Genomic DNA, 26498 nt, shown 5'->3' with positions numbered 1-26498 from the left:
TCCCGCCATCGGCCCACCGGAATTTATCCGGTGGGTACGCTATCGCACCATAAGCACATGCTTGTAAGGCGCCGCCAGCGCGATATGATCGTACCTCAACCTGTGCCGAATTCGAAGGGATCGACACTTGCAGCATACCACGCCTGCCGCCCCCGCAGTGCGCGAAACGTTGGAGCGATTGCTTGCCAGCGAAACGTTCGGACGATCCGAGCGCGCGCGCAAGCTGCTCCGCTACCTGGTCGAGCGCGAGCAGGCAGGCGAAGCCGACAGGCTCAAGGGCTTCTCCATCGCGATGGACGTGTTCGGCAAGGACGGCGATTTCGATCCGTCGACCGATGCGGTGGTGCGGGTGCAGGCCGGCAGGCTGCGCGAGCTTCTGCAGCAGTATTTCGCCAATGAGGGCGTTGCCGAACCGGTCCGCATCGCCATTCCGCGCGGCGGCTATGTTCCGTCCTACGAACTCAACGCCATTCGCTTGCCGGCAGAGGCTGAGGCAGAGAGCAAGCCGCAGCCGGCGACAGAGGAGGCGACAAACGCCCCGCCCGGATCGCCGGAAGATGCCCGCAACCGGGCACATCCGGCTGCATTGCTGAGCGTTCCAGCCGTGGCCCCTGCTGCACCTTCGCTGCAGCGGCATTTGCAGTTCTTCTGGCTGGCGATCGCGCTGGTCATTCTCATGCTGGGTGTGCTGATCCTTCGCCAGGGCAGCGTGGTATTGCTGACCGGCGGCGACACGGCGGTCGAGACCGCGGTGGCGACCGGCAGCATAGCAGCGCCTCCGGTTGAAACCCTCCCCCAGGTCTACATCGCCATCAAGGCCGACAGCGACCTGGCTCGCCGTGTCGCCGCATCGCTGCGCGCCGGCCTTAGCGGCTTCGATACCATCAATTTCATCGGCCGTGATGCCGACAGCCCGCCCGATCCAGTGACCGACGCCGCCAGCTTCGTATTCGATGTCCTGCCCGGGCCGCGTAGCGGTGATATCATGCTCGAGCTGCAAAGCGTGGCGACCGGCCGCGTGCTGCTCTCACGCAACCTGACCGCCGGCGACAGCGCGAACACCGCCATCGAGGACCAGATCTCCGGCATTTTGAGCTCGGCTCTTCCCGCCTCGGGCACGATCTACAACTACATCGAGCAGAGCGGCATCCAGACCGGGCTGACGGCGTGTCTGGTGCTCAACGGCAAATATTATCTCGACCAGAACGCCCAGACGCACGAAGCCGCTTACCGCTGCCTCGAAGATCTTGCCAACCGGGAGGCGAAGTCGTCGCTCGTCTATTCGGAACTCGCTTCCTTGCATCTCGAAGCGGTCACCGACCACTATCCCTACCCCGCCGACGCGACGATCGACAAAGCGATGACGTTTGCCCATCGCGCCATCCAGATGGGCCCGACCAGCCCCTATGCGCACCGCGCCCTTGGTTATCTCAATTCGCGCATGGGCGATTCCGCGGAATCGATCCGCTGGATGCGCAAGGCCTATGAGCTCAATCCCTACGATCTCGCAATGGCCGCCGCCTATGGCTACGGGCTGGTTTTCGCCGGCAGGTACAGCGAGGGCACCCCGATCATCGCTCACGCGGTGGACATCGCCAGCGCCCATCCGACATGGTGGGATTACGGGCTGTTCGCCGGAGAGTTCATGATGGGCGACATGAACAAGGCCACGCTCGCCAGCGACGGCTTGCGAACGACGGAAATGAAATCGCATTATCTGGCGGCGCGGCTGATCGGCGCCAAGGCTGCCGGCCGCGAGAAGCTGGCGAGCAGGCTGCTGCAGGAACTGACCGCCAAATTCCCGAAATTCGCAGCCGATCCGCGCGCAACTTTCGTCGAACGAAGATATCCCGCCGATCTGACCAACCGGCTGGTGGAAGCCCTGCGCGCCGCCGGCCTTGGCGGCGCCAGCTGACGTCTCCCGGCGCGTGCACGACGTCAGGTGATCGCGAAGATTTTACTGGCCATCCGGACGGCCAAAGCGCAATTCAGACACAATTTGAACCGGCCAATCTGATCCCATATAGGTCTGATCCCGCATAAGACTGATCTCCGCATAAGTCTGACCTCCCGCAAGACTGATCCGCATAAGACCGCCCCCGGCATCCTGACTGATCCCGGCACCAAGCCATAAAGTTTGCATGACCCCATCCCTTTACGCTGCCGAACGGGGCACCGGCCCGACAACGATTGCCTTCCTGCATGGTTTCGGTGGCTGCCACGACGACTGGCGCGATGTGGCCGAGTCTCTGGCGCCCGGCGCGCGGACCCTGGCCTATGATCTGCCGGGACATGGGCTGTCGCTCGATTTTCCGGGCGGCGGTCCGGCCAGGATTGCAGCCAGTGCCGTCCTTGCCGATCTTTCCGCTCGCGGGATAAAGCGGGCTCATCTCGTCGGTCATTCGATGGGTGGCGCCGTGGCCGCCCTGATGGCATTGAGCGAGCCCGAAAGAATGGCGTCGCTGACGCTGCTGGCGCCGGGCGGTTTCGGTCCTGAGATCAATGGTCCGCTGCTGCGTCGCTACGCCGCCGCTGCCGGCACGGATGAAATCCGCGCCTGTCTTGCCGCCATGTCGGGACCGCAAAGCCGGCTGCCGCAGCATAGGGTCGAACTCGTCAACGAGATGCGCCAGCGTCCCGGCCAGTTGCGGACACTTGTCGAGCTCGCAGCCGCCATGACCAGGGATGATCGGCAAGGCGTCATCCCGAACGAGGGGCTGGAAACGCTGAATATGCCAATCATGGTGGTTTGGGGAACCGACGACGCGATGCTGCCCGTCAGCCAGGCGGACGGCGTGCCGAAGCATTTTCATCTGCACCACGTGCTGGAAGCCGGCCATATGCTGGTCGAGGAAGCGCCCGGCCTGATCGTCGAGGCCGTCCGTCGCAATATGCGACGCCGCAGCAGGCGGCTTCGTCCGGGATTCGCCGCTGCGGCGAGCTGATCGGTCTTCGCGCAGGCACGGCGGCGGCACTGGTGCTGCTCCAGCGAATCCTTGCCCGCTCATCGATCTCGCAAGTGCAATTTGCCGGCCGCTGTGTTAATTCGGTGTTAACCAAACCCCGCGAGGCAACGCCGATGAAGGACGCAGGCGAGAACATCACCCAGATCGATCAGTCGCGAAAACTGTCCGATGCCATTCGCGACGTCAAGAACGCCTTCGCCGACCGCGACGACGTCGTCGTCGAGATGCGCGAAGCGCATCGCATGCGGCTCGATCTGCTTGCCGCCGAACTCGCGCCGGTCTTCGGCGACGTACCCACCGATATGGACAGTTTCGACTTCGCCGTCTCGTCCGGCCTGCAGCCACGGCTGTGGATCGACGCGATCAGCCATGTCGCCATGGGACGCGACCGCCGCACCTATCGCTTTCTCAAGGACACGCGCATCGGCCGCGTCGTGCTCGCCGAGTCGACAGAGATGAAGGTCGTTGCCGACCAGGTGACGCGCTATGTCGCCGAGCGCGTCGTCGAACGCCAGAGGATGATGGAAGGCGGCATCGAGCAAGCCGTCGCCGGCCTTAAACGCGCCCTGGTGGCGGAGGCTGAGCCGCCGCTGCATGTCCCTGGGCGCAGCAACGGCTGGTCGGCGTTCTTCTCGGGCCTCGGCCTGATCGCCGCCGGCGCCCTGGTCGGCCTGGCGATTTCGCTCGTGTTGTTCTGGGACCGCATCGTTGCAATGAAAATCAGCTTCTAGTGCGGTTCAGCGTTTCACGGAAACGCTGAACCGCACTATCTCTTTGTTTTGACGCAATTCCGGACGGAAAACCGTTTCACACTTTTCCTGGAATTGCTCTAGCCATCGACGCCTCGGCCCCCACGCCAAGCTCCATTGTCTGCAGGTCGCTGGGCGGCAATGCCGGCCCGGTCAGGCCGCGGCGCGTCAGCCTGATCCGCCAATTGTCCTTTTCACCGTCGATGTCGAGCAGATTGTATTGCGCCGGCGCATGCGGACTGCCGGGCGCCTGCCCGGCAGCGGCGACCCCGACCACCGGGATTTTGATCTTGCGGGCGCCGATGAAGAAGAGCGACGGCACATGCGAATGGCCGTGCAGCACAAGCTCGGCGCCGTGCCGGTGAAGAACCTTGTGGAAGCGGGAGATGCCGAACAGCCGCTTGTTCTGCGAAACGGCGCCGCGCACCGGCGGGTGGTGGATCATGATCACCCGGAACAGGCCGCGCTTGCCTGTGGCGTCGAGCATGTCGCGCAGCCGTTCCGCCTGGCCCTCCAGAAAGAAGCCGTTGGCCATGAATGGAGCCGTGGCGCGCGCCGTCGTGACGCCGACCAGCGCAACATTGCCGCGTACGCGCAAATAGGGAAAGGTGTTGCGGTCGACCGGCGTATTGACGCCGTCGCCGGTCATCCACGCCGCCCACGACCGGCAGGTCTTGTCGAAGGCGCCCGGTACATAGGCGTCATGGTTGCCCGGCACGACCGACACGTCATTGGGCGAGCCCAGCGTCTCCAGCCAGTGCTTGGTCATCTCGATCTCACCGTCGAGCGCCAGATTGACCAGATCACCGGTGATGGCGAGATGGTCCGGCCCGCTGGCCTTCATGTCGGCGACGATCGTGTCGATGACGGCATCGTGCATGTAGCGGCGGCGGTTGCGCTGCCAGTTGACGTAACCGACCACGCGCTTGGAGGCGAGATCGCGATAGGTTACATCGGGAAGCGGCCCCAGATGGACATCGGAAATATGCGCGAGCCTGAACATCTTTTCTTCATAGGCGAGCCGCGCGCGGCTTTCCACTCACGGTTTCGCGGACGATGACGCCGGATCCGGAGCAAGCCCTGCGCCAGATCGGCTGGCCGGGCTTCAGGGCAAGGCTGTTTCACCTGTATTTCGTACTGCGGCGGCCGATGACGCTCGGCGTGCGCGGCTTGATCCACGACCGCCGCTCCAATTCCGTCTTCCTCATCCGCCACACCTATGTCCCGGGCTGGCACCTGCCCGGCGGTGGCGTCGAGTTGGGCGAGACGATGATCGAAGCGCTGACTCGCGAAGTCTTCGAGGAAGGCAACATCGCGCTGACCGGACCGCCGGTGCTGAAATCCCTGCATTTCAACCGCCGCGCCAGCCGCCGCGACCATGTCGGCCTCTATCTGGTCGAAGAGTTCGACCAGCCAAGCCCTAAGCTGCCCGACCGCGAGATCGCCGAAGCCGGCTTCTTCCCGCTCGACCGCTTGCCCCAGGGAACGACGCCGGCGACGCTGCGGCGGATCGCGGAGATTTTTGGGGGCGCGGCGGTATCGCCCTATTGGTAGGCTTGCTTGCTGTTTGAAAAATTCCAAGCTATCGCTCACCAAACGGGGGCGAAACCATGGATATCGGACAAGCAAGATCGGTGAACGTCTGGCCTTATGTGGGGCTTTATACTCTCATGATGGTGGGCCTGACCGTCGTGTTTATGGGCATATCGGTCATGTTCCCTTCATTACCGGACAGCTTCGGCAACGCCAGCGGCATTGCCATCGCGTTTGGGTCGACCTCCTTCGTCTCTTACAAATTCATCAGGAAAAACCTTCGGCTTTTTAATCGCGACGAATATTGGAAACTAACGCTGTTTTCGTCTTTAGCCTCCTGTCTGCTTTCGCTCATACTGGGAGGCCTTGCCGTTGCGGCTGGAGTCGTCCCAGGGAGCGATGCCATCCCTCTCTTCATCTGGGTTCTGATCCTGCTGTTTGCCGGACTTGTAGTCTTCGGCATCAATGCCGCAGGCTACTCCAGTCGGATGGGCAAGAGTTTTCTGAAAGCTGAGCTTGTCAGGCAGGCCCGTATCAACACCGAAACCTTCCGCTAGGTCACCGGTCTCACGCCGCCTTCCTGAATCGCGCCCGGTCATGCGGCGCGGCGTAGTCCAGCTCCGGCCCGACCGGCACGACGCGCGTCGGGTTGATCGTCTCGTGGCTGCTGTAATAATGCGCCTTGATGTGGTGCAAATTCACCGTGCCGGCGACGCCTGGCACCTGGTAGAGGTCGCGTAGGTAATTCGACAGGTTCGGATAGTCGGCGATGCGGCGCAGATTGCACTTGAAATGGCCGACATAGACCGGGTCGAAGCGGACCAGTGTCGTGAACAGCCGCCAGTCGGCCTCGGTAATGCGGCCGCCGACGAGATAGCGCTGCCTTGACAGACGGTCCTCCAGCATGTCGAGCGCCGAGAACAATTCGCCGAATGCCTCCTCGTAGGCTGCCTGCGTGGTGGCGAAGCCGGCACGGTAGACGCCGTTGTTGACCGCGGGATAGACCAGCGCATTGATCGCATCGATCTCGCCGCGCAACGGTTGCGGATAAAAATCGAGCCTGGCATCGCCCCATTCGTCGAAGGCCGAATTGAGCATGCGGATGATCTCGGAGGATTCGTTGGAAGCGATGGTCTGCTCGCGTTTGTCCCACAGCACGGGAACGGTGACCCGGCCCGAATAGCCGGGATCGGCCCTGGTGTAGATCTGGTGCAGGAAATCGAGGCCGTAGAGCGTGTCGCCGGTGGCGCCGTCCTCGGCCAGGAACGTCCAGCCGTCGTCGCCCATGAAATGATGGACGACCGAGACGGAAATCACGTCCTCGAGTTTTTTGAGCACGCGAAAGATCAACGTCCGATGCGCCCACGGGCAGGCGAGCGAGACATAGAGGTGGTAGCGGCCGGGCTCGGCCTTGAAGCCGCGTTTTCGCCCTTCGGCCGGCGCGCCGTCGCGGGTCACCCAGTCGCGCCACTGCGACTGCGCGCGCACGAATTTGCCGCCGCTCTCCCCGCTATCGTACCGGCGGTCCTGCCATTGGCCTTCGACTAGCAATCCCATGCAATATCCTTTCGCGTTCCTGTCCGATGTAGGGCACCAAGCGGCGCCGCGGAAATCCCCGATGCTGAACAGATCGTCAACGGCTGCGTTGTCGAGTGCGGTCGGCTGCGCGGGCCGATTGCGGCGGCTGAAAATTGGTGCTAGCGGACAATCCGCATGTTCGACTTTGCCGTGATCCGGTTCGACCGACGACGAAAGAGCGCCCGCGCTTGATGAAGCGCTGACTGGCGAATGCTGCCGCTTGCAGCAAACCTTTCCTCGCATACCGGAACGCAAAGACCATGAGCCTTGCCGACTTGAAATACCTGGCCGACGTGAAATACCTGCCGGAAACTCCGGCGCACGATCCTGAAATCGAAGCCATCAATGACGAGGCCTTCGGGCCGGGCCGTTTCGTGCTCGCCGCCTACAAGATCCGCCAAGCTGGCCCGCACGAACGCGCTTTGTCATTCGTGGCCGTCGACGGCGCAATCGTCGTCGCCTCGGTACGGATGACGCGCATCGCCGCCGGTGCCGGCCGCGCGCTGATGCTCGGGCCGCTCGCCGTGCAGCCGGCCTTCAAAAATCTCGGCATTGGCCGCAAGCTAGTGGCAATCGCGCTGGAAGCCGCCGCCAAGGCCGGCGCACCGGCGGTGATGCTGGTCGGCGACGAACCCTACTACGGCCCGCTCGGCTTCAGGAGGCTGCCGCGCGGGCAGATCTCGATGCCGCGTCCGGTCGACCCCGACCGGCTTTTGGCGCACGAGATCGTGCCGGGCGCGGTGGCAAGGCTGGCGGGCGAGGTTTGCCACGCCGACCAGGCAAGGATTGCCGCGCACATCGCCGCGATGGCATGACCGTGCCGGTGCTGTCGCACGGTGGCTTGGCGGCATAGTCTGGGAACGGAGGAGGACGTCGAGATGAACCCGAACGGCCAGATTGCGATCGTCACCGGTGGCGGCTCCGGCCTTGGCGAGGCGACGGCGCGCGCTCTTGCCGCCGGCGGCGCCAGGGTTGCCGTCCTCGATCTCGGTATCGAGCGTGCGGCCAAGGTGGCGGCCGACATCGGCGGCATCGCCGTCCGATGCGATGTGAGCGACGCCGAGAACGGTGCCGCCGCAGTCGCGGAAGCGGCAGAGACGCTCGGCGCACCGCGCATCCTGGTCAATTGCGCTGGCATCGTTATCGGCATGAAGACGATCGGCAAGGACGGACCGCATCCGCTCGATCAATACCGCAAGGTGATCGAGGTCAATCTGATTGGCACCTTCAACATGATCCGCCTGGTCGCCGACCGGACCGCCAGGCTCGAACCGCTGCAGGGCGGCGAGCGCGGCGTCATTATCAACACCGCATCGGTCGCAGCCTATGACGGCCAGATCGGCCAGGCCGCCTATTCCGCGTCCAAGGCCGGCGTCGTCGGCATGACGCTGCCGGTGGCGCGCGATCTCGCCCGCTCCGGCATTCGCGTCTGCACCATCGCACCCGGCATCTTCAGGACGCCGATGATGGCCGGCATGCCGCAGGAGGTGCAGGATTCGCTCGGCGCCGCTGTGCCCTTCCCTTCCCGTTTGGGCGAGCCTTCGGAATACGCGGCACTTGCTTTGCACATCATCGAGAACCAGATGCTCAACGGCGAGACAATTCGCCTCGATGGCGCTATCCGCATGGCGCCGAAATAAACGCGACGGTGGTGCTTTGGACAAACCAAAAAAGGACGTGATCCGCGCGACCGATCCCGAGGCGATCAGGCTGGCAAAGACGCTGATCCGCAGCGCCCGTTTCGGCGCGATGGCAGTGCTCGAACCAGGAACCGGTTCGCCGCTGGCCAGCCGGGTCGGCGTCGCCACAGACATCGACGGCACGCCATTGATCCTGGTATCGATGCTGTCCGCCCATACCGGCGCCATCCTTGCCGACCCGCGCTGCTCGTTGCTCGTCGGCGAACCCGGCAAGGGCGATCCGCTGGCGCATCCGCGATTGACGCTCGTCTGTCGCGCCGTGCGGCTCGAACGCGGATCGAACGAACACGCCCGCGCCGAGCGGCGCTACCTCAACCGCAACCCCAAGGCAAAACTCTATGCCGGGCTCGGCGACTTCTCGATTTTCCGGCTCGAACCGGAGCGCGCCAGCCTGAACGGCGGCTTCGGCAAGGCCTATCTGCTCGACCGCACCGATCTGGTCGCGACGGGAGCGATCGTCGAAGAGCTTGCCGCCGGAGAGCAATCGGCGCTCGACCACATGAACGCCGACCATCGCGATGCGATTGCCCTCTACGCAAGTCATTTCGGCGGGGCAGAGAGTGACGGCTGGATCGTCACCGGGTTCGACGCCGACGGGATGGATCTCGTATCGGGCGACAATGTCTGTCGGGTTTTCTTCCCCGAGCCGCTGAGAGCGGCGCGCGACCTCCGGCCTGTCCTGGTTGACATGGCCAAGGCTGCCCGATCGGCAAATTAATCACAGCCGCACGGTTAATCGGCTTGCATGGAAAGCAAGCCTTGAGATTTGAGCGAAATGTTCTACCTTTGCGAGTGACGCTGAATCGCTGGCGTGCATCTATAGGGAAAGTCTATGGAATCCGACGCTATTGCCCCCATAGCGGCGGATGAGCAAGAAGGCATGGGGGATCTATGGTCTCGAACAAACTAGTCGCCAACGCCGGAACCGCGGCTGCGTTTCTGACGCTGATGGGCAACGAAAAACGTTTGTTGATCATGAGCTATCTGGCCGAGGGCGAGATGTCGGTCGGCGCCATAGCCGAGAAGGTGTCGCTCAGCCAATCCGCCCTGTCACAGCATCTGGCCAAGCTCAGGGCTTCCGACCTTGTCGAGACCCGCCGCGACCGGCAAATGATCTATTATTCCTGCAAGTCCGCGGCGGTGCGCGAATTGCTGCACATGCTGGACGGCATTTTCGGCGAAGGTGAACTGTCGCAGATGGCTCACCGGCTGCGTCGCGCCGGGACCTGAGCGGCCGGGCGGAGAACGCCCCGCCAAATCCGCTTTGCTGCCAAGTCCGCCTTGCTGCCAAGTCTGCCTTGCTGCCAAGTCAGCCTTGCTATTGAACGCGCTCGTCCGCGGCCTGCGCAATCTCGTCCTTGAACTCGACATTCGTGCCCGGCTGCACCATGGAGGCAAGGTCTTCGGCATCCCAATTGGTCAACCGGATGCAGCCATGCGAAAAGCTCGTGCCGATCTTGCCCGGTTCGGGCGCGCCGTGGATGCCGTAGCTTTCGATGGAGAGATCGATCCAGACCGATCCCACGGGATTGTTCGGCCCGGCAGCGATGGTGAAGGGCCGCTTGGTCTTGACCCCCTTGAAAGCGAAGTCCGGATCGTAGTGATAGGTAGGGTTGTGCACCACGCGCCTGACCTCTGCCATGCCGCTTGGCGCCGGCTTCTCGTCGCTCCCAATCGAGGCGGGGTAGACCGCCAGCCATTTGCCGGCACGGTCGAGCACACGCACCAGGCGGGCGCCCTTGTCGACCTCGACGGCGGCAACGCCGGCGGGAGGGTCGCCCCTGCTGACATCAGGCACCACCAACATCCTGCCTGGTTTCCTGAGGCTGGTGCCCGGATTGAGCATTCGCAGCAATTGTTCGCTGACGTGGAAGCGCTCAGCCAACCTCTCCACCGCATTGCGGTAGCCGAGCCGCCGCAAGCGGGCCATCCTCTCCAAGCGAGCCGGAATACGCCTGGTGAAAGGTCCGCGCACATCCTTGCGCATCACCTCATAGGTCACCAGCACCGGCTTGGCGGAGGTTGCGATAAGTTTGCTCCAGGTCTGTGGACTGAGCTTGCCATCGGGCGGAAGTCCGTTTGCCACCTGAAACGCGGCGACGGCTTTGGCGAAGTTCTGGGAAAGGCGACCGTCGATGAGGCCCGGCGAGAAGCGGGCGCGATCCAGAAGGATCTGCGCCTTCAGCAGCATCGGATCGACACCCGTCGGTTCGCCGATAGTGAATTGGGCCTGATTGACGGTGGTTGGATCGAGCTTGGCCGCGCGAGCCACGCCGCATGCGAGGGCAAGCGTGGCGGCAAAGACGAGGAGGAGCCTGATCATCGATGTCCTCCCAGGACCGCAGCAGGAGCCCGCCTCTATGACGCGGCATGGCCCTGTGTGGTTCCTTCGCCCATCGAAATTCTGCATTGAAGCGGCTTGGCCGAAGAGCCGTGCCGCGGAAATCAAATATCGCCGTGCCGCCAGGAGGCCAGGCAGGGCGTCTCCGCCCGGCGCCTAGTGATTGGATTTGACCGTTAGAACGGCGTGCATCCATTTGGACGCTGAGATACGGTCTGAACTCCTTCGGATCGGGCATCGTGCCTTCCGAAACCGAATCCCGATTCGCGGCCGACGCATGGTCCGCCGAGGAAGCCATGAATCCGATCCGCATAGACGACCCGCAGGATCCTCGCGTCGCCGCCTATCTCGACATCCGGGAACGCGATCTTGCCGGCCGGCAGGGCCGTTTCGTCGCCGAAGGCAAGGTGGTGCTCGACGCGCTGCTTGCCGCCCGTCGCTTCGAGGCAGAATCGGTGCTGGTGCTCGAGAACCGGCTGGCCGGCCTCGATGACGTCCTGCGCAAGGCGCCTGCCGGGCTTCCGATCTATGTCGCATCCGGCGAAGTCATCGACAGGATTGCCGGATTCCACATGCATCGCGGCATATTGGCGATCGGCCGCAAGGGCGCGGCCGTCTCCGCTGAAGCTTTGCTCGGCGCACTGCCCGCCCGCGCGCTGATCGTGGTGCTGGTCGGCATCGCCAATCATGACAATATCGGCTCAATCTTCCGCAATGCCGCCGCCTTTGGCGCGGATGCCGTGCTTCTCGATCCGACCTGCTGCGATCCGCTGTACCGCAAGGCAATCCGCGTCTCGGTCGGCGCCGCCTTGAAAATTCCCTTCGCCTCCTTTGCCGACGCCGCCGCCTGCACCGCCATGCTCGACCGGCAAGGCTTCAGCCAATTCGCCTTGTCGCCGCGCGGGCAGACCGACATTCGCGATGCCAAGACAAACGAACGGCTGGCGCTCTATCTCGGCACTGAGGGCGAAGGCCTGCCGGAAAGCCTGCTTGCCCGCCTGCAGACGCTGCGGATCGGTATGGCGCAAGGTTTCGACAGCCTGAACGTCGCCGCCGCGTCAGCTATCGCGCTGCATCATTTTTCCGGAGCCTAATTTAGAGCCGGGGCGTCCCGCTCGCGCTTGCGGAATCTCAGTCGGTCGAAGCGGCCTTCTGCAGCGCCCGCACCCGATCGGCAAGGCTGCGTCCGCCGCTCCCCGGCCGCGTATCCTCAGGCGCTGCAAGCGCCCGGGCGATCGGTGAATCCGGCCCGTCGAGCTTTGCCGTCAAGGCCACGACTTGCGCCGCCAGATCGTTCATCTCTTCGCGCAACGCCGCGCTGGCGCTGCCGGTATCGTCTCCGGCCTGTGATTTCGACGTTTCGACGGCAGCAAGATCTGTCTTCAGCCGCCTGTTCTCGCGTGCCAGCGACGTCAGCCTGGCCTCCAGCCGCTCGCGGTCGGCGTCGAGCTTGGCGGTTGTCTGTTCGACGTCGCCGTTGACGGCCACATTGACCTGACTGCCTGGCACGCCGGCAAGACCCACCGCAGGCGCCCTTTCAGCGCCTTTCGGCTTTTCGCGAAGGCGCACCAGTTCCTTCTCGCGGCGCTCCAGCCTGTCCTCGCGATCGGCCAGCGAGGCGAGCAGGCGTTCGACCTTCTTTTCCAGGTCGCCGGTTCTTTTCTTCTCGGCCTTCAGCGCGTCCCGCAAAACCTTGCTTTCGGCTGCCAATTCCTGGCTGCGCCTGTCCGCCTCCTTGCGCTGGCCGCGCAGCAGCGAAATGTCGCTTGCCAGCTTCTGCAGCTCGGATTCGCGCGCCACCAGCTCGATCTGCCTGCTGCTGGATGAAAAACTGGCGTCGTCATACATGTGCTCCAGTTTCCGCAGTTCGAGCCCGCGCTTTTCGAGGGCGCGCTCGGTCTCCGCAAGCCGTTCCGACAGCTGCTGCAGCTGCTCATCGCGCTTGCGAAGCTCCTCGCCGCTGGCTGTAAGATCGGCGACGACCCGGTTCTTGTCCTGTCGCTCGGCCGCCAATTCCTTCAGGGCTTCGCGGTCGCGGCCGATCTCGACCAGCTGTTCGGCGGCTTTCTCGCGCAATGATTTGACGGTCATTTCAAGCCGGCGCACCGAAACGGCGAACTCGGCGCGAATGCGATCCTTGTCCGCCTGGATCTCGGCCAGCGTCAACGGCATCGAGCCCTCGACGCGCTTGCGCGTCAGCGCCACCGCCCGCCGCCACACGGCCGGAGCAATCATCAGCGCCAGAAAGCCCGCGCAGAGAAAGCCGAGGACAAAGAACAGGATCGACTGGACCAAGATGACTATCCGTTGTGCATGGCAACCGCCAAAGGTCGACTTTGCCATCTTCGCATGACGGAAATCCGGCGCCACGGCAAGAGTATGCCGCGGCAAAGCTTAGACCGTGGGATCACAGGGCCAATCGCAGTGGCGCCATCATGCAGGTCAGAACGGATTCCAGGTCGCGCGCTGGGTGAGCTTGAGGTAGCCGAGATTGACGCCGAGACGAGCGCCGACGCCGGTACGGATCGGCACGAGCAGCACATTGTTGTTCTTCAGCACGTTGAAGCCGACGCCGGCGACGACATAGGCGGAGCCGGCGACGCCGCCAAAACGATTATAGAGGCTGCTCACATCGTCGAGATTGTAGACCAGCATCATGACGCGCGAGCCCTCGCCGCCGAAATCCCAGCCGAGCGACGGGCCTTGCCAGAACACTTTGTGGTCGCCGGCATTCTTGGTGTAGAGCGTGCCTTCGCCATAGGTCAGGCCACCGATCAGCGCCCCGGACCCCTCTTCGCCGAGCAGATAGCCGTTCGGCAGGCCATAGGTGGCGAAAATCTTCTCGACGACGGTGGCGAGCCCGCCCGATGTAGCGCCGAAGAATTTATGACCGGAATCGACGATCTCCTGCGCGGTGTATTCCTGCGCCCGCGCGGCCGATGCCGAAAAGGCGACAAGGCCGATGAGGGCGATCGTCATTGAGATGACACGGAAAAAAGTCCGGTCGTAGAATCGGGAAACCATGCTTCCAATCTCCGTCAGGGAGCACTTTCGCCGACGCCTCGCACCCGTACGGCTCTTTGGCGGCCGTTAAGGATGACTGTTAGGGGCAAACTATGCCGTAATCCTTTTTCAACCATTAAACTCCCACATGAAGATGGCGGTTCGAAGGCTGTTTCACATCGCCCGCGCAGCACCCTGCTGCGTGAACACGCCATTTTCGACAATCATGATTTCGGATTTGTTGCTGCACGCACAAGCGCTGTGTATTCAGAATGCTTGGGAGAGAGCGTGATTCGTGTGGACAGGCGTGATCATGATCGCCCGGTCATTGTGTTGTGAAATTTGCAGGGATTTTTGCCGATGGCCGAGCTTTTCACCCTTTCCGCACCCGATCTGGCCGCGCTGCTGTGCAGCCGGGTCTGCCACGACATCATTTCGCCGGTCGGCGCCATAAACAACGGGCTTGAGCTGCTCGACGAAGGCGGCGCCGACGAAGACGCCATGAAGCTGATCCGCCAAAGCGCCAAAAACGCCTCCGCCCGCCTGCAATTCGCCCGCATCGCCTTCGGCGCTGCCGGTTCCGCCGGCATGCTGATCGACACCGGGGACGCCGAGGCCGTGGCCATCGCCTTCCTGAAGAACGAGAAGCCGGAACTGATCTGGAACGGAACCCGCGCACTGTTGCCCAAGAACAAGGTCAAGCTGCTGCTCAATCTCATCCTCGTCGCTAACGCCGCCATTCCGCGCGGCGGCAGGCTGGTGGTCACGCTGGAGAACCTGGAGACCGAGCCGCGCTTTGCGCTCGCGGCGAGCGGCCCGATGCTCCGCGTGCCGCCCAAATTCCTGGAATTGCATTCCGGCCACAGGCCGGAAGAGCCGATCGACGCGCATTCGGTGCAGCCCTATTACACGCTGCTCCTGGCCCGCGAAGCCAACATGACGATTTCAATCCATGCGACCGCCGACGAGATCGTCCTTTCTGCAGTCTGAAGTTCTGCTAAGAGCCGGAAAAGTATTTTCTCCAAATCATATTTGCGGCGTCGTCTTAACATCTGTGAGACCGGCTTGCAGATTAATTGCGTGAAGCATTGCGAAAGAAGATTTCGCTTAAAACACCTTCAGGAAAATTTTACCTAACGGCTTTTCGGCTTCTTTACCAGATCGGCCTATGTTCCCCGGCAGATGCCACGACGCTGTCGGTTTGCCGCATGGCAAAGAGGGTCCGGGAATGAAACGCTGCATGTTCGTCGACAATTCGAGCGTCATCAGGAAGGTTGCAAGGCGTATCCTGGGCGGTTCCGGCATGATGGTGATCGAAGCCGCCAGCGGCCATGAGGCGATCGAGATGTGCGCGGTCGACATGCCTGATATCATCGTCGTCGACGGCGCCTTGCCGGACATGCAGGCGCAGGACCTCATCCGCCGCGTGCGCGCCATGGAAAGCCCGGTAGTGCCGCAAGTTTTGATTTCGCTGGTCGAGGTCGACGTCGGGGCGATCATGCGGGCAAAGCGCGCCGGCGCCCAGGGCTACCTGCTGAAGCCGTTCAACCGGCCGCAACTGCTCGAGTGCTTCCGCGCCTTGAAGATTGCCGCCTGATCAGAGCCTGTTCCATCTCGATGAAATCGGGATGAGCTCTATCTCGTTGTTTTACCAGGTTCTTTTCCGAAAGCCGGCGCCCATTTTGGGATCATGCCCTTGCTTCAGGCGCTGACCCGGATATCTTCAGGCTCACGCAGCACATAGCCGCGGCCCCAGACGGTCTCGATGTAATTCTGCCCGCCAGACGCGGCGTCGAGCTTCTTGCGCAGCTTGCAGATGAAGACGTCGATGATCTTCAGCTCCGGCTCATCCATGCCGCCATAGAGATGGTTGAGGAACATTTCCTTGGTCAGCGTGGTGCCCTTGCGCAGCGAGAGCAGTTCCAGCATCTGATATTCCTTGCCGGTCAGATGGACGCGCTGGCCACCGACTTCAACGGTCTTGGCATCGAGATTGACCACCAGGTCGCCGGTGGTGATGACCGACTGGGCATGGCCCTTGGAACGCCGCACGATGGCATGGATGCGGGCGACCAGTTCGTCCTTGTGGAAGGGCTTGGTCATGTAATCGTCGGCGCCGAAGCCGAGGCCGCGCACCTTGTCCTCGATGCCGGCCATGCCGGAGAGGATGAGGATCGGCGTCTTCACCTTGGAAAGGCGGAGTGTTCTCAACACTTCGTAGCCCGACATGTCGGGGAGGTTGAGGTCGAGGAGAATGATGTCGTAATCATAAAGCTTGCCTAGATCGACACCCTCTTCGCCAAGGTCGGTCGTATAGACATTGAAACTTTCTGATTTCAGCATCAGCTCGATGCTTTGTGCGGTTGCACTGTCGTCTTCTATCAGCAGAACGCGCATTTCATTCCCCTTTTCTGCTGCCGGACCATTTCACGACCCGTCCAGGACCGGAGCAGTGATTGCCCTGAGCAGAGGCTGCCATCGAATGGTTAATAAAACCTAATTCCCCGTCCGTGACGGTATCAGATTTTTTAACCCCTTTCTACACCTTGTTGAATCCAATAACGAATCACAGACCCAAACCGTTAATGCGGCACATTAATAAGCCAGACTAAGTGACTCTTCGGACTCGTTGGCCAGGTTTCGCGACGAGAAGCAGAATTTTTACCCGCCCTTAAGTCCTGAGCCGTATGATTAACAATGCCCGTAAACGAATGGTTACCGCCGGCAAAAAACTTTAGGAGTTTGTTTCCCATAGTTCGGGGAAAGCCGGTGGAAACGGGGTCAGGCCTGGGCCTTGCCGGGTGAATTGGACGATATGTGCAGGTGTGCGTTTCCGGGAGTACCGAATCATGAAGTCACGTGAAAACCTCGTTCGGCTGAAGCAATTTCAGGTGAGCGAGAAGCGGCGGCAGCTGCTGCAGCTCGACATGATGATCGCCGAATTCGAGCGCATGGCCGTCGAGCTGGAACTTCAGATCGCCGCCGAAGAGAAGAAGGCCGGCATCACCGACATCAATCATTTTGCTTATCCGACCTTCGCCAAGGCGGCACGCCTGCGCCGCGACAACCTCAGGAATTCGCAAAGCGACCTCGCCCAGCAGCGAAATGTCGCCGAATCATTGCTGAGCGAGGCCGAAGCCGAGCTTTCCAAGGCCGAGATGCTGGAATCGCGGGACACCAAGACGCGCGACACGGAAGCCGGCAGCCGCAGCGCCATGATCGGCTAAAACAAGGCTTTAACGCGCGCCGCGCTTGAGCGCCATTGCTGCGCACCGAACGGTGCCGGCCTCAGGCACCCAGATATTCTTGGTGTTCCGCCGCCCGCGCGCGGGCATCCTTGATGTCGGGCACATGCTGCTCCGACCAGGCTCTGATCTGATCGAGCAGTCCTGCCAGGTTCTGGCCGAGTTCGGTCAGCTCGTATTCGACTCGCGGTGGAATGACCGGGAAGATTTCGCGCCGCACAAGGCCGTCGCGTTCGAGGATGCGCAGGGTCTGCGTCAGCATTTTCGGCGTGACGCCTTCGAGCTTGCGCGCCAGTTCGCCGTTGCGAAGCCGGCCGCGGCGCAGCGCACAGATCACAAGGTGGACCCATTTGCTGGCGAGCGTCTCGAGCACGGCGTGTGACGGGCACGACCGCCGAAAGGCGTCATAGCCGAAAGGGGAAACATCTTCACTATCCATGAGGTGCGTATATATCAAAAAGGTACATACTAGACAAGAGAATGTGACTATCCAAATGATAGTGGTACATCAAAACCAGCAGGAGAGCCTTCCATGCGTGCCATTATCCAGAATTCCTTCGGCGGACCCGACGTCCTCGTCATTGCCGATCGCCCCGCGCCATCACCCGAGGCCGGCGAAGTGCTCGTCCGCATCGAGGCGGCCGGCATCAATCCGGTCGATGGTGCGGTGCGCGGCGGCCACTATCCGCTGCTCGGCGAGCCGCCTTTTGTCCTTGGCTGGGACGTTTCGGGAGTTGTCGAGGCGCTGGGCTCCGGCGTCTCCGGCCTCAAGGTCGGCGATGCCGTGTTCGGCATGACGCGCTTTCCCAAACAGGCGGCAGCCTACGCCGAACTCGCCGCTGTCCCGGCTGATGAGCTTGCGCCGAAACCTGAAGGCATAGATCACGCGCAAGCCGCCGCGCTGCCGCTGGCCGGCCTGACGGCCTGGCAAGGCCTTGTCCGCCATGGCCGGCTCGATTCTGGCAAGCGCGTGCTGATCCACGCCGGAGCCGGCGGCGTCGGCCATCTGGCGGTGCAGATCGCCAAGGCGCACGGCGCTTACGTCGTCGCGACCGCCAGCCCGGAAAAGCTCGATTTCGTCCGCTCGCTCGGCGCCGACGAGGTGATCGACTACACAAGGGATGATTTCACCGGGAAGGCCCGCGACATCGATCTGGTTCTGGACCCGTTCGGCGGCGTGCATGCGGAGCAATCACTGAAAGTGCTCACGGCCGGCGGCGTTCTGGTGTCGCTGCTCGATGTCAGCGATGCCACCAAGGCAAAGGCCAGGACGCGAGGCATCCGCGTCGAGCGCATGTCCGTAGTGCCCGACCGTGCCGCTCTGGTGGAGCTCGGCAAATTGATCGACGCGAAAAAGCTGGCCGTCCACGTGGCAAAGGCGTTTCCGCTCGAACAGGCCGGTGCCGCCCATGCCTTTCTCGCCACCAGGCCGATCGGCAAGGTGGTGCTGACGGTCTGAAATTGCAGATCGTCGCCCCTCGCAAACGTAAGGGCGCTGATCAGCGCCCTTATCGGCCTAATGCCGGTATTGCTGGATGCGCGTGGTGCGCAGGCCGGCAAGGCCGTATTCGTCGATCGACGCTTGCCAGGACAGGAATTCCTCGGTGGTGAGCTTGTAGCGCTGGCATGCCTCTTCGAGGCTCAAAAGCCCGCCACGCACCGCCGCCACCACTTCCGCCTTGCGCCGGATAACCCAGCGACGTGTGTTTGTCGGCGGCAGATCGGCGATGGTAAGTGGGCTGCCGTCTGGCCCGATAACATATTTGACTCGCGGTCTAATTAGATCGGTCATCGTACTCTCTACAAAAAACTCAAAGACCCAATCCCCACCACATTACCACCACAGCTTTAAAATTTGCCTAAGCAGACCCTAATGGTTAGGTAAGGATCATGAACGCGGCGTTAGCCTTTTCATCGGCATTTGAAACATCTGCCGGCAAGCGCATTGAACCCGGCAGGAAAAATGAGCCGGCCCGGCAAAGCTGGCGCAGCCGAGACGCTTGACCTATATTCCGGCCATTGGCATTGAAGCGCCGCGCACAACGAAAGAACCATGAACAGCCTCGATCTTCCCGGACGCCCCGAAAACACCCGCGTCGTCGTCGCCATGTCGGGCGGTGTCGATTCGTCGGTCGTTGCCGGCCTCCTGAAGCGCGAGGGCTACGACGTCGTCGGCGTCACGCTGCAGCTTTATGACCACGGCGCGGCAACGCACCGGGCCGGCTCATGCTGCGCCGGCCAGGACATCGACGATGCCCGCCGCGTCTCCGAGACGCTCGGCATCCCGCATTACGTCCTCGATTACGAGGAGCGCTTCCGCAAGGCGGTGATCGACCCGTTCGCCGAGAGCTATGTCGCCGGCGAAACTCCGATCCCTTGCGTTTCCTGCAATCAGACGGTGAAATTCGCCGACCTTCTTGCGACCGCCAAGGAACTCGGCGCCGACGCGCTGGCGACCGGCCACTACATCCGTTCCGGCGCCAATGGCGCCCACCGCGCGCTTTACCGGCCGGTCGACGCCGACCGCGACCAGAGCTACTTCCTGTTCGCTACCACCCAGGCGCAGATCGACTATCTGCGTTTTCCGCTCGGCGGCCTGTCGAAGCCTGAGGTTCGCGCCATCGCCGAGGAGATGGGACTGACGGTTGCGGCCAAGCAGGACAGCCAGGACATCTGCTTCGTGCCGCAGGGCAAGTATTCCGACATCATCGCCAAGCTGAAGCCGGCTGCCGCCAATCCGGGCGACATCGTCCATATAGACGGGCGCGTGCTTGGCCGCCACGAGGGCATTTTGCGCTACACCGTCGGTCAGCGCCGCGGCATCGGCATCGCCTCGGGCGAGCCGCTCTACGTCGTTCATCTCGACGCCGACCGGGCCCGCGTCGTCGTCGGCCCGCGCGAGGCGCTGGAGACCCACAAGATCTTCTTGCGCAACATGAACTGGCTGGGCGATGGCCCGCTGACCGCTATCCCGGCGGCCGGGCTTGAGCTTTTCGCCAAGGTGCGCTCGACGCGGCCGCCGCGCCCGGCCGTGCTGCATCACCGCGCCGGTGTCACTTCAGTGGAACTGGTCGACGGCGAATCCGGCATCGCGCCCGGTCAGGCTTGCGTGCTCTATTCCGACGATGGCAACGAGGCGCGCGTGTTCGGCGGCGGCTTCATCGAGCGCTCCGAGCGCGGCGCCGAGGCCGAGGCGATGCTGACGCGGCTTGCCGTCCAGCCGGCGCGCGTTCCCGCCGAATAGACGGCGTTTTCTCTTAGGGCCTTGTATGGGCGGGCCTTGTATGGGCGACGGTGCCGGCGGTCAGGATGCGCAGCACGCGGATGGCCTCCTCGCCGCTGGTGCGCGGTTCGGCCCGCGTCTCGATGCAATGGATGAAATGCTCCAGCTCGCGCGTCAGCGGCATGCCCTCACCGACCGCGACATAGGACGGCTCGTTGGCGGTGAACGCCCATTGGCCGCTGTCCTGCCACACCGCGTGGCGATAGACGGCAAGCTTGCGCTCCCACGACTCGACATCGTCGAACACCGCCATTGCCTTGGTGCCGACAACGGTCAGCCGCCGTTCGCGGTAAGGGTTGAGCCGCGAGGCGAACAGATGGCCGCGCAGGCCGTTGGGAAAGCGCATGTGCAGATGCGCAAAGTCGCTGAGATTGTCGAGAAGAGCAGCGCCTTCGCCGCGCACTTCGACCGGTTCGGTGCCGGTGATGGCCAGGATCATCGACAGATCGTGCGGCGCCAGATCCCATAGCGCGTCGTTTTCGGTGTGGAACTTGCCGAGGCCGAGCCGATGCGAATGGATGTAGCGGACTTCGCCGAGTTCGCCATTGTCGATCAGCGCCTTCAGCGTCTCGAAGGCGGGATGAAAGCGCAGCACGTGGCCGACCATGAAGACACGGCCATTATCGGCGGCCGCCTGCACCGAGCGTTCGGCATCGGCCACCGTCAGCGCGATCGGCTTCTCCACCAGCACGTCCTTGCCGCCGAGCACGGCGCGCACCGCCATGTCGGCATGGAACTGCGGCGGCAGCGCCATGACGATGGCGTCGACATCGTCGCGGGCAAACAGCGCCTCCGGCTCTATCGCCAGGCAATCCTGCTCGCTGGCAAAACCCTCCGCACGCGCGGGGTTGACGTCCGAAACCGCATGCAGCGCGCCGAGCGCCTTTAGGGTGCGGATGTGGTTGCTGCCCCAGTATCCGCAACCGAGGACTGCAATGCGCGGTTTCATCAATTCATGACCATGGCTTTCGTGGCCGAGACATAGCGACGTGCCTCGCTGAACTCAACCCCGGCCTGTGCGCCCAAATGTCTGCCCGGCAAAGCTTTAGGCGCCAGCAATATGCCGGCGCGGCAGCCACTTCGATGCTTGACAGGCTTGGCCTCGCAACCTTATATCCGCGCGACCTTGGCGAACGCGCCGATATGCCTGCCGATTTAAGCTGGATTTCGGGCCTTCGCCGCCCTGGCGGGGTAGCTCAGTTGGTTAGAGCACGGGAATCATAATCCTGGGGTCGGGGGTTCAAGTCCCTCTCCCGCTACCACCATTCCCCCCACTCCTCTGACGCCGTGGGGGAATGCCTCCTCGCCCAGGAGTGCTGTTAGCCGCCCAGCGATTTCGACTTCGATCCCGCCAATCCTCGATGGATCTCGAAACACCGTGACGGTTTCGATCAAGTCCCGCATCGCCTCTGCAGATTCGGAATCGCCAGTAGCAATGCCCTTCGCAAGCCCTGTCTGAAGCTGGTTCAGTTGTTCCTCGTAGCGTGCGAGCACCGAAGGATGCAGCGCGATCACTCCGGTCGCGGCGGGCACCCGATCCAACTCGGCCAAGATGCACTTACGCTCTTCATTCAGCGTTGTTGATTGCGGTCCCAGCACGGCTGGGTCGCCATGGCCCTTGGCAATGGCGTTGACCAGCCGATCGATCTCCCGAGATAATTCTCCAAGCCGTCGTCCCAAACGAGTGCGCCTGGCATCGGTGTCGGCTGCCAAGCGCTTCCGTTCTTCGTGGTACGTCTGGACGTACTGGGCAATCACTTCAGGATGGCGCAATTCGGCGGTAAGCCCGTTCAGAACTGCAGTTTCGACCGTATCCAAATAAAAGGTCTTGGGATCGGCGCATGTTCCGCTTTCTGTCGCGGCGGAACAGCGGATGCGAATGCGCTTGGACTTGTCCATGCCTTTTGACGACATTCCCGCACCACAGGCACCGCACCTCAGGAGCCCCGTCAACATGTGCCGTGGTCGGCGCTGGTGGCTTGGATGAGTGGTTGCACGCGCCTTCTTCCGCGCGTTCGCTGCGTCGAATAGGTCCGACGAAACAATGGCGAGGTCGGGTACTTCGACTATTCGCCATTCCCCCTTGGGATTCGGACGCGAGACACGTTTCCCCGTATCAGGATCCTTGATCATTCTGACCCTGTTCCAGACCAAGCGGCCAGCATAAAGCTTATTATGAAGGAGCCCCGTTCCTCTCTGCGCATTTCCATTGATGGTAGAGGCATTCCAGGCTCGACCACGGGGCGGCGGTATGCCGTCTCTATTTAGATTGTGGGCGATGTCGCGTGGGGTCTGTCCATCGACATACTCCCTGAAGATGCGACGCACGATCTCCGCTTCGTCCTGGGCGATTAGCCGCTTTCCAGGGTCGCCGAGCACATACGAGTAGCCATAGGTTAATCCACCGGCATGGAGCCCCTTATTAACTCGGCCGGCCTGGCCCCGACGGACTTTATGAGCGATGTCCTCTCGATAGAGTTGCCCAACAAGACCGCGAAGTCCGACCAAGACCGTGTTCACCACGCCCTCGTGGACGGCACGAATTTCGATACCGAGAAATGAAAGGCGCTTGTGAATGCCAGCAAGGTCTTCCATGTCGCGGGAGAGCCGATCAAGGGCCTCCACAACGAGAACATCAAATTCGTGCTCACGAGCTCTGTCCATGAGATGAAGCAAACCGTCACGGCCCATGACGGAGCCGCCGGAGCGCGCTCGATCATCAAAGGTTGCGACAACGTTCAACCGCTCACGTGCTGCATACGCCCGGCATAAAGCGAGTTGATCGTCTATGGATCGCTCATTCTGGAGGTCGGTTGAGAAGCGTGCATAGATCGCGGTTCGATTCATGATGAGTTTTCTCGGCCTGTTCACGCTGGTGGTCTTCGCGGGCGGCTTGGCGCGCGAGTGCTTTTGCAAGGCGCAGAATCGCCCGATCGGGCGCTCGGAGCAAGGCCGGTTTTTGAGATTTCACAACCATTGCGGGTAGCGCTCGCTACGGCTCGGCTGTGCCCCTGCGGAAAATAGCAGTCCGCAGGATGCGTGGCCTCCTTCAATCCTGCCGAGATCATGATCTTGGTCCATGTCTCCCAAGATGTGCAATTGCGGGAGATGAGAGAAGCCATCAAATCGATCGGTCGCAGAAAGGGATAGCAAGGCGTGCGTTTCGGAAATCCGCGAGCCTGATCGGTTGCGCTCCGTTCAGCCTTGATGGCAAATACCGCAGGTTCAAATCGCGGACATGCAACCACCGATACCGAAACTCGCTTTAGGTGGCGATTTGAGGTTTTGCGCCAAGATCTGTTCTCGCCGAGCCAACCTCCAAGTGTCGCATTTGGGGCCGCAATCGGACTGGCGGCCTCGAGGCTGGGATACAAGAGAGCAGACATTCAGGTCGTCGCGAACATCGTCGTGACCTGTGATGGGTTTCGGATGCCGGCCCTCTACTGAGATGGCGTGGCTCCGAGGCCGGCGTCCGGAAGCCTCCAGGGAAGGAACCCGCGGGGTGTAGATCTCGGTTTCGAGTCTATGGGGATTTGACGGTTCGGCTTGGTCCGTTGTGACCGCACCGATGGGCTTGGTGGGTGGGCAGGCGTAGCTCGACGGGCTGGCGATGGCTGTGCGCATTGCGAAGCGGCCCTTGAAGAGCGGGCGGTTTCGGCGCTGCAGATGGTGCGGGACATGCGATCGGCCGGAGACGCACGATCGCCTCGGGCCGCCGACGACCAGAGCCCTCGGCGGGTATGCGGAGCGATGAAGAGCGGTTTGTGGTCATGGCGCCCTCGTCCATGGCGGCGCGCGGGCGCGGTCGCCGCCGCGTTCGAAGGTCTCGATGACGATCATCCTGCCGCCGCAGCATGGACATGGCGGCCGCCAATCCGATGGCGTGGCGGCATCGGCGCCCGTTCCGTTGCATTCGGCCTTGGGCTGCGGCGCGGCGAGAAGTTCGCGAGCGCGCGCGATGTTGGCCTTGCGGTTGGCGCTGGCAAGCAGTCCGTAGTGGCGGATGCGGTGGAAGCCCTTGGGCAGGACATGGAGCAGGAAGCGGCGGATGAACTCGCCCGCTTCCAGCGTCATGGTCCGGTAGCGCTCCTTCCCGTTGCGACGGTAGTCCTTGACGCGGAACGTCACGCCGGTCTCGTCGAGCGCGATCAGGCGGCTGTTGGAGATGGCGACGCGATGGGTATAGCGCGACAGGTAGGCCAGCACGGCCTCGGGTCCGGCGAAGGGCGGCTTGGCGTAGACGAACCAGTTCTTCTTCTTGAGCGGTGCCAGGAAGGCAGCAAAGGCGCGCTTGTCGCCGAGGCCAGCATTGTCGCCGAAGAACCTCAGCCGGCCGGCGGCATGGGCATCAGTAAGCTTCGCCAGCAAGAGCCGCCGGAACAGTTTTGAGAGCACGCGCACGGGCGGGAGGAAGCCGGGCCGGCAGGACACCCAACGCTCACCATCGAGCGAGATGCCGCCACCGGGCACGATCATGTGGACATGCGGATGATGGGTCATCGTCGAGCCCCAGCTATGCAGCACGGCGGTGATGCCGATGCGGGCGCCGAGATGTTTTGGATCGGCCGCGATGGTAAGCATCGCTTCCGAGGCGGCGCGGAACAACAGGTCGTAGATCACCGCCTTGTTGGGATAGGCGATACCGGCGATCTCGGCCGGCAGCGTGAAGACGACGTGGAAGTAGCCGACCGGCAAGAGATCGGCCTGGCGCGCGGCAAGCCATTCCCTTGCCGTCGCGCCTTGGCACCTTGGACAGTGTCTATTCCTGCAGCTGTTATACGCAATGCGACTGTGGCCGCAGTCCTCGCACGCCTCGACGTGACCGCCAAGCGCCGCGGTGCGGCAGGTCTCGATCGCCGCCATCACCTTCAGCTGGCCGAGGGTCAGATGGCCGGCATGCGCCGCGCGCCAGGCGGCGCCATGGCGATGGAAGATGTCGGCGACCTCCAGCGACGGGCGGGGCACCGCCGCCGCGTCATCTGTCCGGTCGTGTCTCGTCCTCTGTGAGCTGGCTGATCCGGTCGAGCGGACTCATTACGGTGTGGATCGTCTTGGTGGCGACATGGGCATAGAGCGCGGTCGTATTGAGCCGGGCATGGCCGAGCAGGACCTGGATGACGCGAATGTCGACGTCCTGCTCCAGGAGATGTGTGGCGAAGGAATGCCTCAGGGTGTGCGGCGTTACCCGCTTCTTGATCTCGGCGGCCTCCGCCGCCGCATGAACGGCGCGGTTCATCTGCCGCGTGGAGAGCGGCGTGATCGGGTTGCGGCCCGGAAACAGCCAGCCCCGCGGCAGCATCACGCCGCCGCGTTTGCCCTCGCGCCACCAGGCGCGCAGGAGTTCGAGCAGTTGCGGCGACAGCATGGCGTGGCGGTCCTTCCGCCCCTTGCCCTGCTCGACGCGGATCAGCATGCGCGTCGAATCGATGTCGCTCACCTTGAGCGCCACGATCTCCGACACCCGCAACCCCGCCCCGTAGCCCGTGCCGAGCGCGGCCTTGTACTTCGGACCTGGTGCGGCTTCGAGCAGCCGCGCCACCTCCTCGACGCTCAGCACCAGCGGCAGCTTGCGCGGCTGGCGGATGACGGTGAGACGGCGCGACAGATCGGGCCGGTCGAGCGTCACGGTGAAGAAGAAGCGCAGCGCCGAGACCGCGCTGTTGATCCCCGGCGGCCGCATGCCGCTCTCGGTCTGGTGCAATTGGAAACGCCGCAGATCCTCAGCCGTCGCGGTATCAGGCGAGCGCCCGATGAAGGCTGCAAACGCCTTCACGCAACGAATATAGTCACGGCGCGTATCCTCGGTGAAGCCGCGCATGGACATGTCTTCGATCATGCGCTCGCGAAGTGCGCTGCCGGATGGATGCGTAGGGACGGTCATCGGATGCTCCTCTCAAGCTGAAGGTTGACACTTCATGCTCGGAGGCCGATGGCCGTCCGTCACCCCTGATTGATCAAAGTCTCATCGCCGCTGCTGATGAAGCGTGACCCTCGAAACCCGCGCCCTCTCGCGCGAGCGGGTCGTCTAATCGCTCGACCGTCAAGGGGGTGAGTGCAAGGCCGTCGTCCTTTCTGTCGATTCTCGTTCGTCCGAATGCCG

27 protein-coding genes and 1 tRNA gene are annotated in these 26498 nt (G+C 62.7%); 16 read left to right on the top strand and 12 right to left on the bottom strand.

What is annotated here, in order from left to right; genetic code table 11:
* Window positions 1-127 precede the first annotated feature (127 nt).
* The 3 genes from NKI16_RS20075 (at window position 128) to NKI16_RS20065 (ending at window position 3697) form a co-directional block, all read left to right on the top strand.
* On the top strand, window positions 128-1915 hold the full coding sequence (locus NKI16_RS20075) for a tetratricopeptide repeat protein (RefSeq protein ID WP_352620488.1): 1788 nt from the start codon (window positions 128-130) through the stop codon (window positions 1913-1915).
* Window positions 1916-2141: 226 nt separating this feature from the next.
* Window positions 2142-2945, top strand: coding sequence for an alpha/beta fold hydrolase (locus tag NKI16_RS20070; RefSeq protein WP_352620486.1), 804 nt, complete (start codon window positions 2142-2144; stop codon window positions 2943-2945).
* 134 nt (window positions 2946-3079) lie between these two features.
* Entirely contained in the window at window positions 3080-3697 is a 618-nt protein-coding gene (locus tag NKI16_RS20065) for a hypothetical protein (protein ID WP_352620484.1), read from the top strand.
* 76 nt (window positions 3698-3773) lie between these two features.
* Here NKI16_RS20065 and NKI16_RS20060 read toward each other — a convergent pair whose 3' ends face one another.
* On the bottom strand, window positions 3774-4718 hold the full coding sequence (locus tag NKI16_RS20060) for a metallophosphoesterase family protein (protein WP_352568307.1): 945 nt from the start codon (window positions 4716-4718) through the stop codon (window positions 3774-3776).
* Window positions 4719-4771: 53 nt separating this feature from the next.
* Here NKI16_RS20060 and NKI16_RS20055 point away from each other — a divergent pair, with 53 nt between their 5' ends.
* Together NKI16_RS20055 and NKI16_RS20050 are read left to right on the top strand one after the other, a co-directional pair.
* Entirely contained in the window at window positions 4772-5269 is a 498-nt protein-coding gene (locus NKI16_RS20055; RefSeq protein ID WP_352620482.1) for an NUDIX domain-containing protein, read from the top strand.
* A gap of 56 nt (window positions 5270-5325) precedes the next feature.
* Window positions 5326-5805, top strand: coding sequence for an ABZJ_00895 family protein (locus tag NKI16_RS20050; RefSeq protein WP_352620480.1), 480 nt, complete (start codon window positions 5326-5328; stop codon window positions 5803-5805).
* Window positions 5806-5815: 10 nt separating this feature from the next.
* Here the strand turns inward: NKI16_RS20050 and NKI16_RS20045 are convergent, their stop codons facing one another.
* On the bottom strand, window positions 5816-6805 hold the full coding sequence (locus tag NKI16_RS20045) for a glutathione S-transferase family protein (RefSeq protein ID WP_352620478.1): 990 nt from the start codon (window positions 6803-6805) through the stop codon (window positions 5816-5818).
* A 281-nt stretch (window positions 6806-7086) separates the two neighbouring features.
* Here NKI16_RS20045 and NKI16_RS20040 point away from each other — a divergent pair, with 281 nt between their 5' ends.
* The 4 genes from NKI16_RS20040 to NKI16_RS20025 all read left to right on the top strand — a co-directional run bounded on the left by NKI16_RS20040 (window position 7087) and on the right by NKI16_RS20025 (window position 9756).
* Complete coding sequence (locus tag NKI16_RS20040; protein WP_031212608.1) at window positions 7087-7641, top strand: GNAT family N-acetyltransferase; 555 nt, start codon at window positions 7087-7089, stop codon at window positions 7639-7641.
* Between the two features lie 63 nt (window positions 7642-7704).
* The gene (locus NKI16_RS20035; protein WP_352620476.1) at window positions 7705-8466 is read left to right on the top strand and encodes a 3-hydroxyacyl-CoA dehydrogenase; all 762 of its coding nucleotides are present in this window, start codon (window positions 7705-7707) and stop codon (window positions 8464-8466) included.
* A gap of 16 nt (window positions 8467-8482) precedes the next feature.
* A complete protein-coding gene (locus NKI16_RS20030; RefSeq protein WP_352620474.1) occupies window positions 8483-9244 on the top strand; it encodes a HugZ family pyridoxamine 5'-phosphate oxidase in 762 nt (253 codons plus the stop codon).
* 173 nt (window positions 9245-9417) lie between these two features.
* Complete coding sequence (locus NKI16_RS20025) at window positions 9418-9756, top strand: ArsR/SmtB family transcription factor (RefSeq protein ID WP_023679553.1); 339 nt, start codon at window positions 9418-9420, stop codon at window positions 9754-9756.
* 88 nt (window positions 9757-9844) lie between these two features.
* Here the strand turns inward: NKI16_RS20025 and NKI16_RS20020 are convergent, their stop codons facing one another.
* Window positions 9845-10849, bottom strand: coding sequence for a L,D-transpeptidase family protein (locus NKI16_RS20020; protein WP_352620472.1), 1005 nt, complete (start codon window positions 10847-10849; stop codon window positions 9845-9847).
* A 314-nt stretch (window positions 10850-11163) separates the two neighbouring features.
* Here NKI16_RS20020 and NKI16_RS20015 point away from each other — a divergent pair, with 314 nt between their 5' ends.
* Complete coding sequence (locus NKI16_RS20015; RefSeq protein ID WP_023679555.1) at window positions 11164-11961, top strand: TrmH family RNA methyltransferase; 798 nt, start codon at window positions 11164-11166, stop codon at window positions 11959-11961.
* Between the two features lie 37 nt (window positions 11962-11998).
* Here the strand turns inward: NKI16_RS20015 and NKI16_RS20010 are convergent, their stop codons facing one another.
* Both NKI16_RS20010 and NKI16_RS20005 read right to left on the bottom strand, forming a co-directional pair.
* On the bottom strand, window positions 11999-13162 hold the full coding sequence (locus NKI16_RS20010; RefSeq protein ID WP_352620470.1) for a coiled-coil domain-containing protein: 1164 nt from the start codon (window positions 13160-13162) through the stop codon (window positions 11999-12001).
* Between the two features lie 147 nt (window positions 13163-13309).
* Window positions 13310-13891 carry a DUF1134 domain-containing protein gene (locus tag NKI16_RS20005; RefSeq protein ID WP_023679557.1) on the bottom strand — a complete coding sequence of 194 codons (582 nt, stop codon included), beginning with the start codon at window positions 13889-13891 and terminating at the stop codon, window positions 13310-13312.
* Between the two features lie 339 nt (window positions 13892-14230).
* On the opposite strand from NKI16_RS20005, the gene chpT reads away from it, so the two are divergent.
* On the top strand, window positions 14231-14860 hold the full coding sequence (gene chpT, locus NKI16_RS20000) for a histidine phosphotransferase ChpT (protein WP_023679558.1): 630 nt from the start codon (window positions 14231-14233) through the stop codon (window positions 14858-14860).
* 238 nt (window positions 14861-15098) lie between these two features.
* The gene (locus NKI16_RS19995) at window positions 15099-15467 is read left to right on the top strand and encodes a response regulator (RefSeq protein ID WP_023679559.1); all 369 of its coding nucleotides are present in this window, start codon (window positions 15099-15101) and stop codon (window positions 15465-15467) included.
* 104 nt (window positions 15468-15571) lie between these two features.
* Here NKI16_RS19995 and ctrA read toward each other — a convergent pair whose 3' ends face one another.
* Window positions 15572-16267: a response regulator transcription factor CtrA gene (ctrA, locus tag NKI16_RS19990; RefSeq protein WP_006203583.1), complete on the bottom strand. Its 696-nt coding sequence runs from the start codon at window positions 16265-16267 to the stop codon at window positions 15572-15574.
* A 452-nt stretch (window positions 16268-16719) separates the two neighbouring features.
* Here ctrA and NKI16_RS19985 point away from each other — a divergent pair, with 452 nt between their 5' ends.
* Entirely contained in the window at window positions 16720-17097 is a 378-nt protein-coding gene (locus NKI16_RS19985; protein WP_023679560.1) for a flagellar export protein FliJ, read from the top strand.
* 61 nt (window positions 17098-17158) lie between these two features.
* Here NKI16_RS19985 and NKI16_RS19980 read toward each other — a convergent pair whose 3' ends face one another.
* The gene (locus NKI16_RS19980; protein WP_023679561.1) at window positions 17159-17554 is read right to left on the bottom strand and encodes a winged helix-turn-helix transcriptional regulator; all 396 of its coding nucleotides are present in this window, start codon (window positions 17552-17554) and stop codon (window positions 17159-17161) included.
* 93 nt (window positions 17555-17647) lie between these two features.
* Here NKI16_RS19980 and NKI16_RS19975 point away from each other — a divergent pair, with 93 nt between their 5' ends.
* Entirely contained in the window at window positions 17648-18574 is a 927-nt protein-coding gene (locus NKI16_RS19975) for an NADP-dependent oxidoreductase (protein ID WP_023679562.1), read from the top strand.
* 57 nt (window positions 18575-18631) lie between these two features.
* Here NKI16_RS19975 and sciP read toward each other — a convergent pair whose 3' ends face one another.
* The gene (gene sciP, locus NKI16_RS19970) at window positions 18632-18907 is read right to left on the bottom strand and encodes a CtrA inhibitor SciP (RefSeq protein WP_023679563.1); all 276 of its coding nucleotides are present in this window, start codon (window positions 18905-18907) and stop codon (window positions 18632-18634) included.
* 261 nt (window positions 18908-19168) lie between these two features.
* On the opposite strand from sciP, the gene mnmA reads away from it, so the two are divergent.
* Window positions 19169-20359, top strand: a complete 1191-nt coding sequence (gene mnmA / locus NKI16_RS19965; protein WP_023679564.1) for a tRNA 2-thiouridine(34) synthase MnmA — start codon at window positions 19169-19171, stop codon at window positions 20357-20359.
* 13 nt (window positions 20360-20372) lie between these two features.
* Here mnmA and NKI16_RS19960 read toward each other — a convergent pair whose 3' ends face one another.
* Window positions 20373-21347, bottom strand: coding sequence for a Gfo/Idh/MocA family protein (locus tag NKI16_RS19960; protein WP_023679565.1), 975 nt, complete (start codon window positions 21345-21347; stop codon window positions 20373-20375).
* Window positions 21348-21583: 236 nt separating this feature from the next.
* Between NKI16_RS19960 and NKI16_RS19955 the strand changes: the two genes are divergently transcribed.
* Window positions 21584-21660 (top strand) — tRNA-Met (locus NKI16_RS19955).
* Here the strand turns inward: NKI16_RS19955 and NKI16_RS19950 are convergent.
* From NKI16_RS19950 to NKI16_RS19940, 3 genes are all read right to left on the bottom strand, one after another.
* Window positions 21617-23245 (bottom strand): recombinase family protein, encoded by a 1629-nt coding sequence (locus NKI16_RS19950; protein ID WP_352923639.1) that lies wholly within the window; start codon window positions 23243-23245, stop codon window positions 21617-21619. The genes NKI16_RS19955 and NKI16_RS19950 overlap by 44 nt on opposite strands.
* 921 nt (window positions 23246-24166) lie before the next feature.
* A complete protein-coding gene (locus NKI16_RS19945; RefSeq protein ID WP_352923626.1) occupies window positions 24167-25363 on the bottom strand; it encodes an IS91 family transposase in 1197 nt (398 codons plus the stop codon).
* A gap of 10 nt (window positions 25364-25373) precedes the next feature.
* Window positions 25374-26279: a tyrosine-type recombinase/integrase gene (locus NKI16_RS19940; protein WP_352923623.1), complete on the bottom strand. Its 906-nt coding sequence runs from the start codon at window positions 26277-26279 to the stop codon at window positions 25374-25376.
* Window positions 26280-26498: the final 219 nt, after the last annotated feature.

Origin of the sequence: Mesorhizobium sp. M0698 (assembly GCF_040320455.1) — a bacterium.
GTDB lineage: Bacteria > Pseudomonadota > Alphaproteobacteria > Rhizobiales > Rhizobiaceae > Mesorhizobium.
The sequence above is the reverse complement of the archived record's forward strand: the minus strand, read 5'-3'. Positions and strand labels throughout refer to the sequence as shown.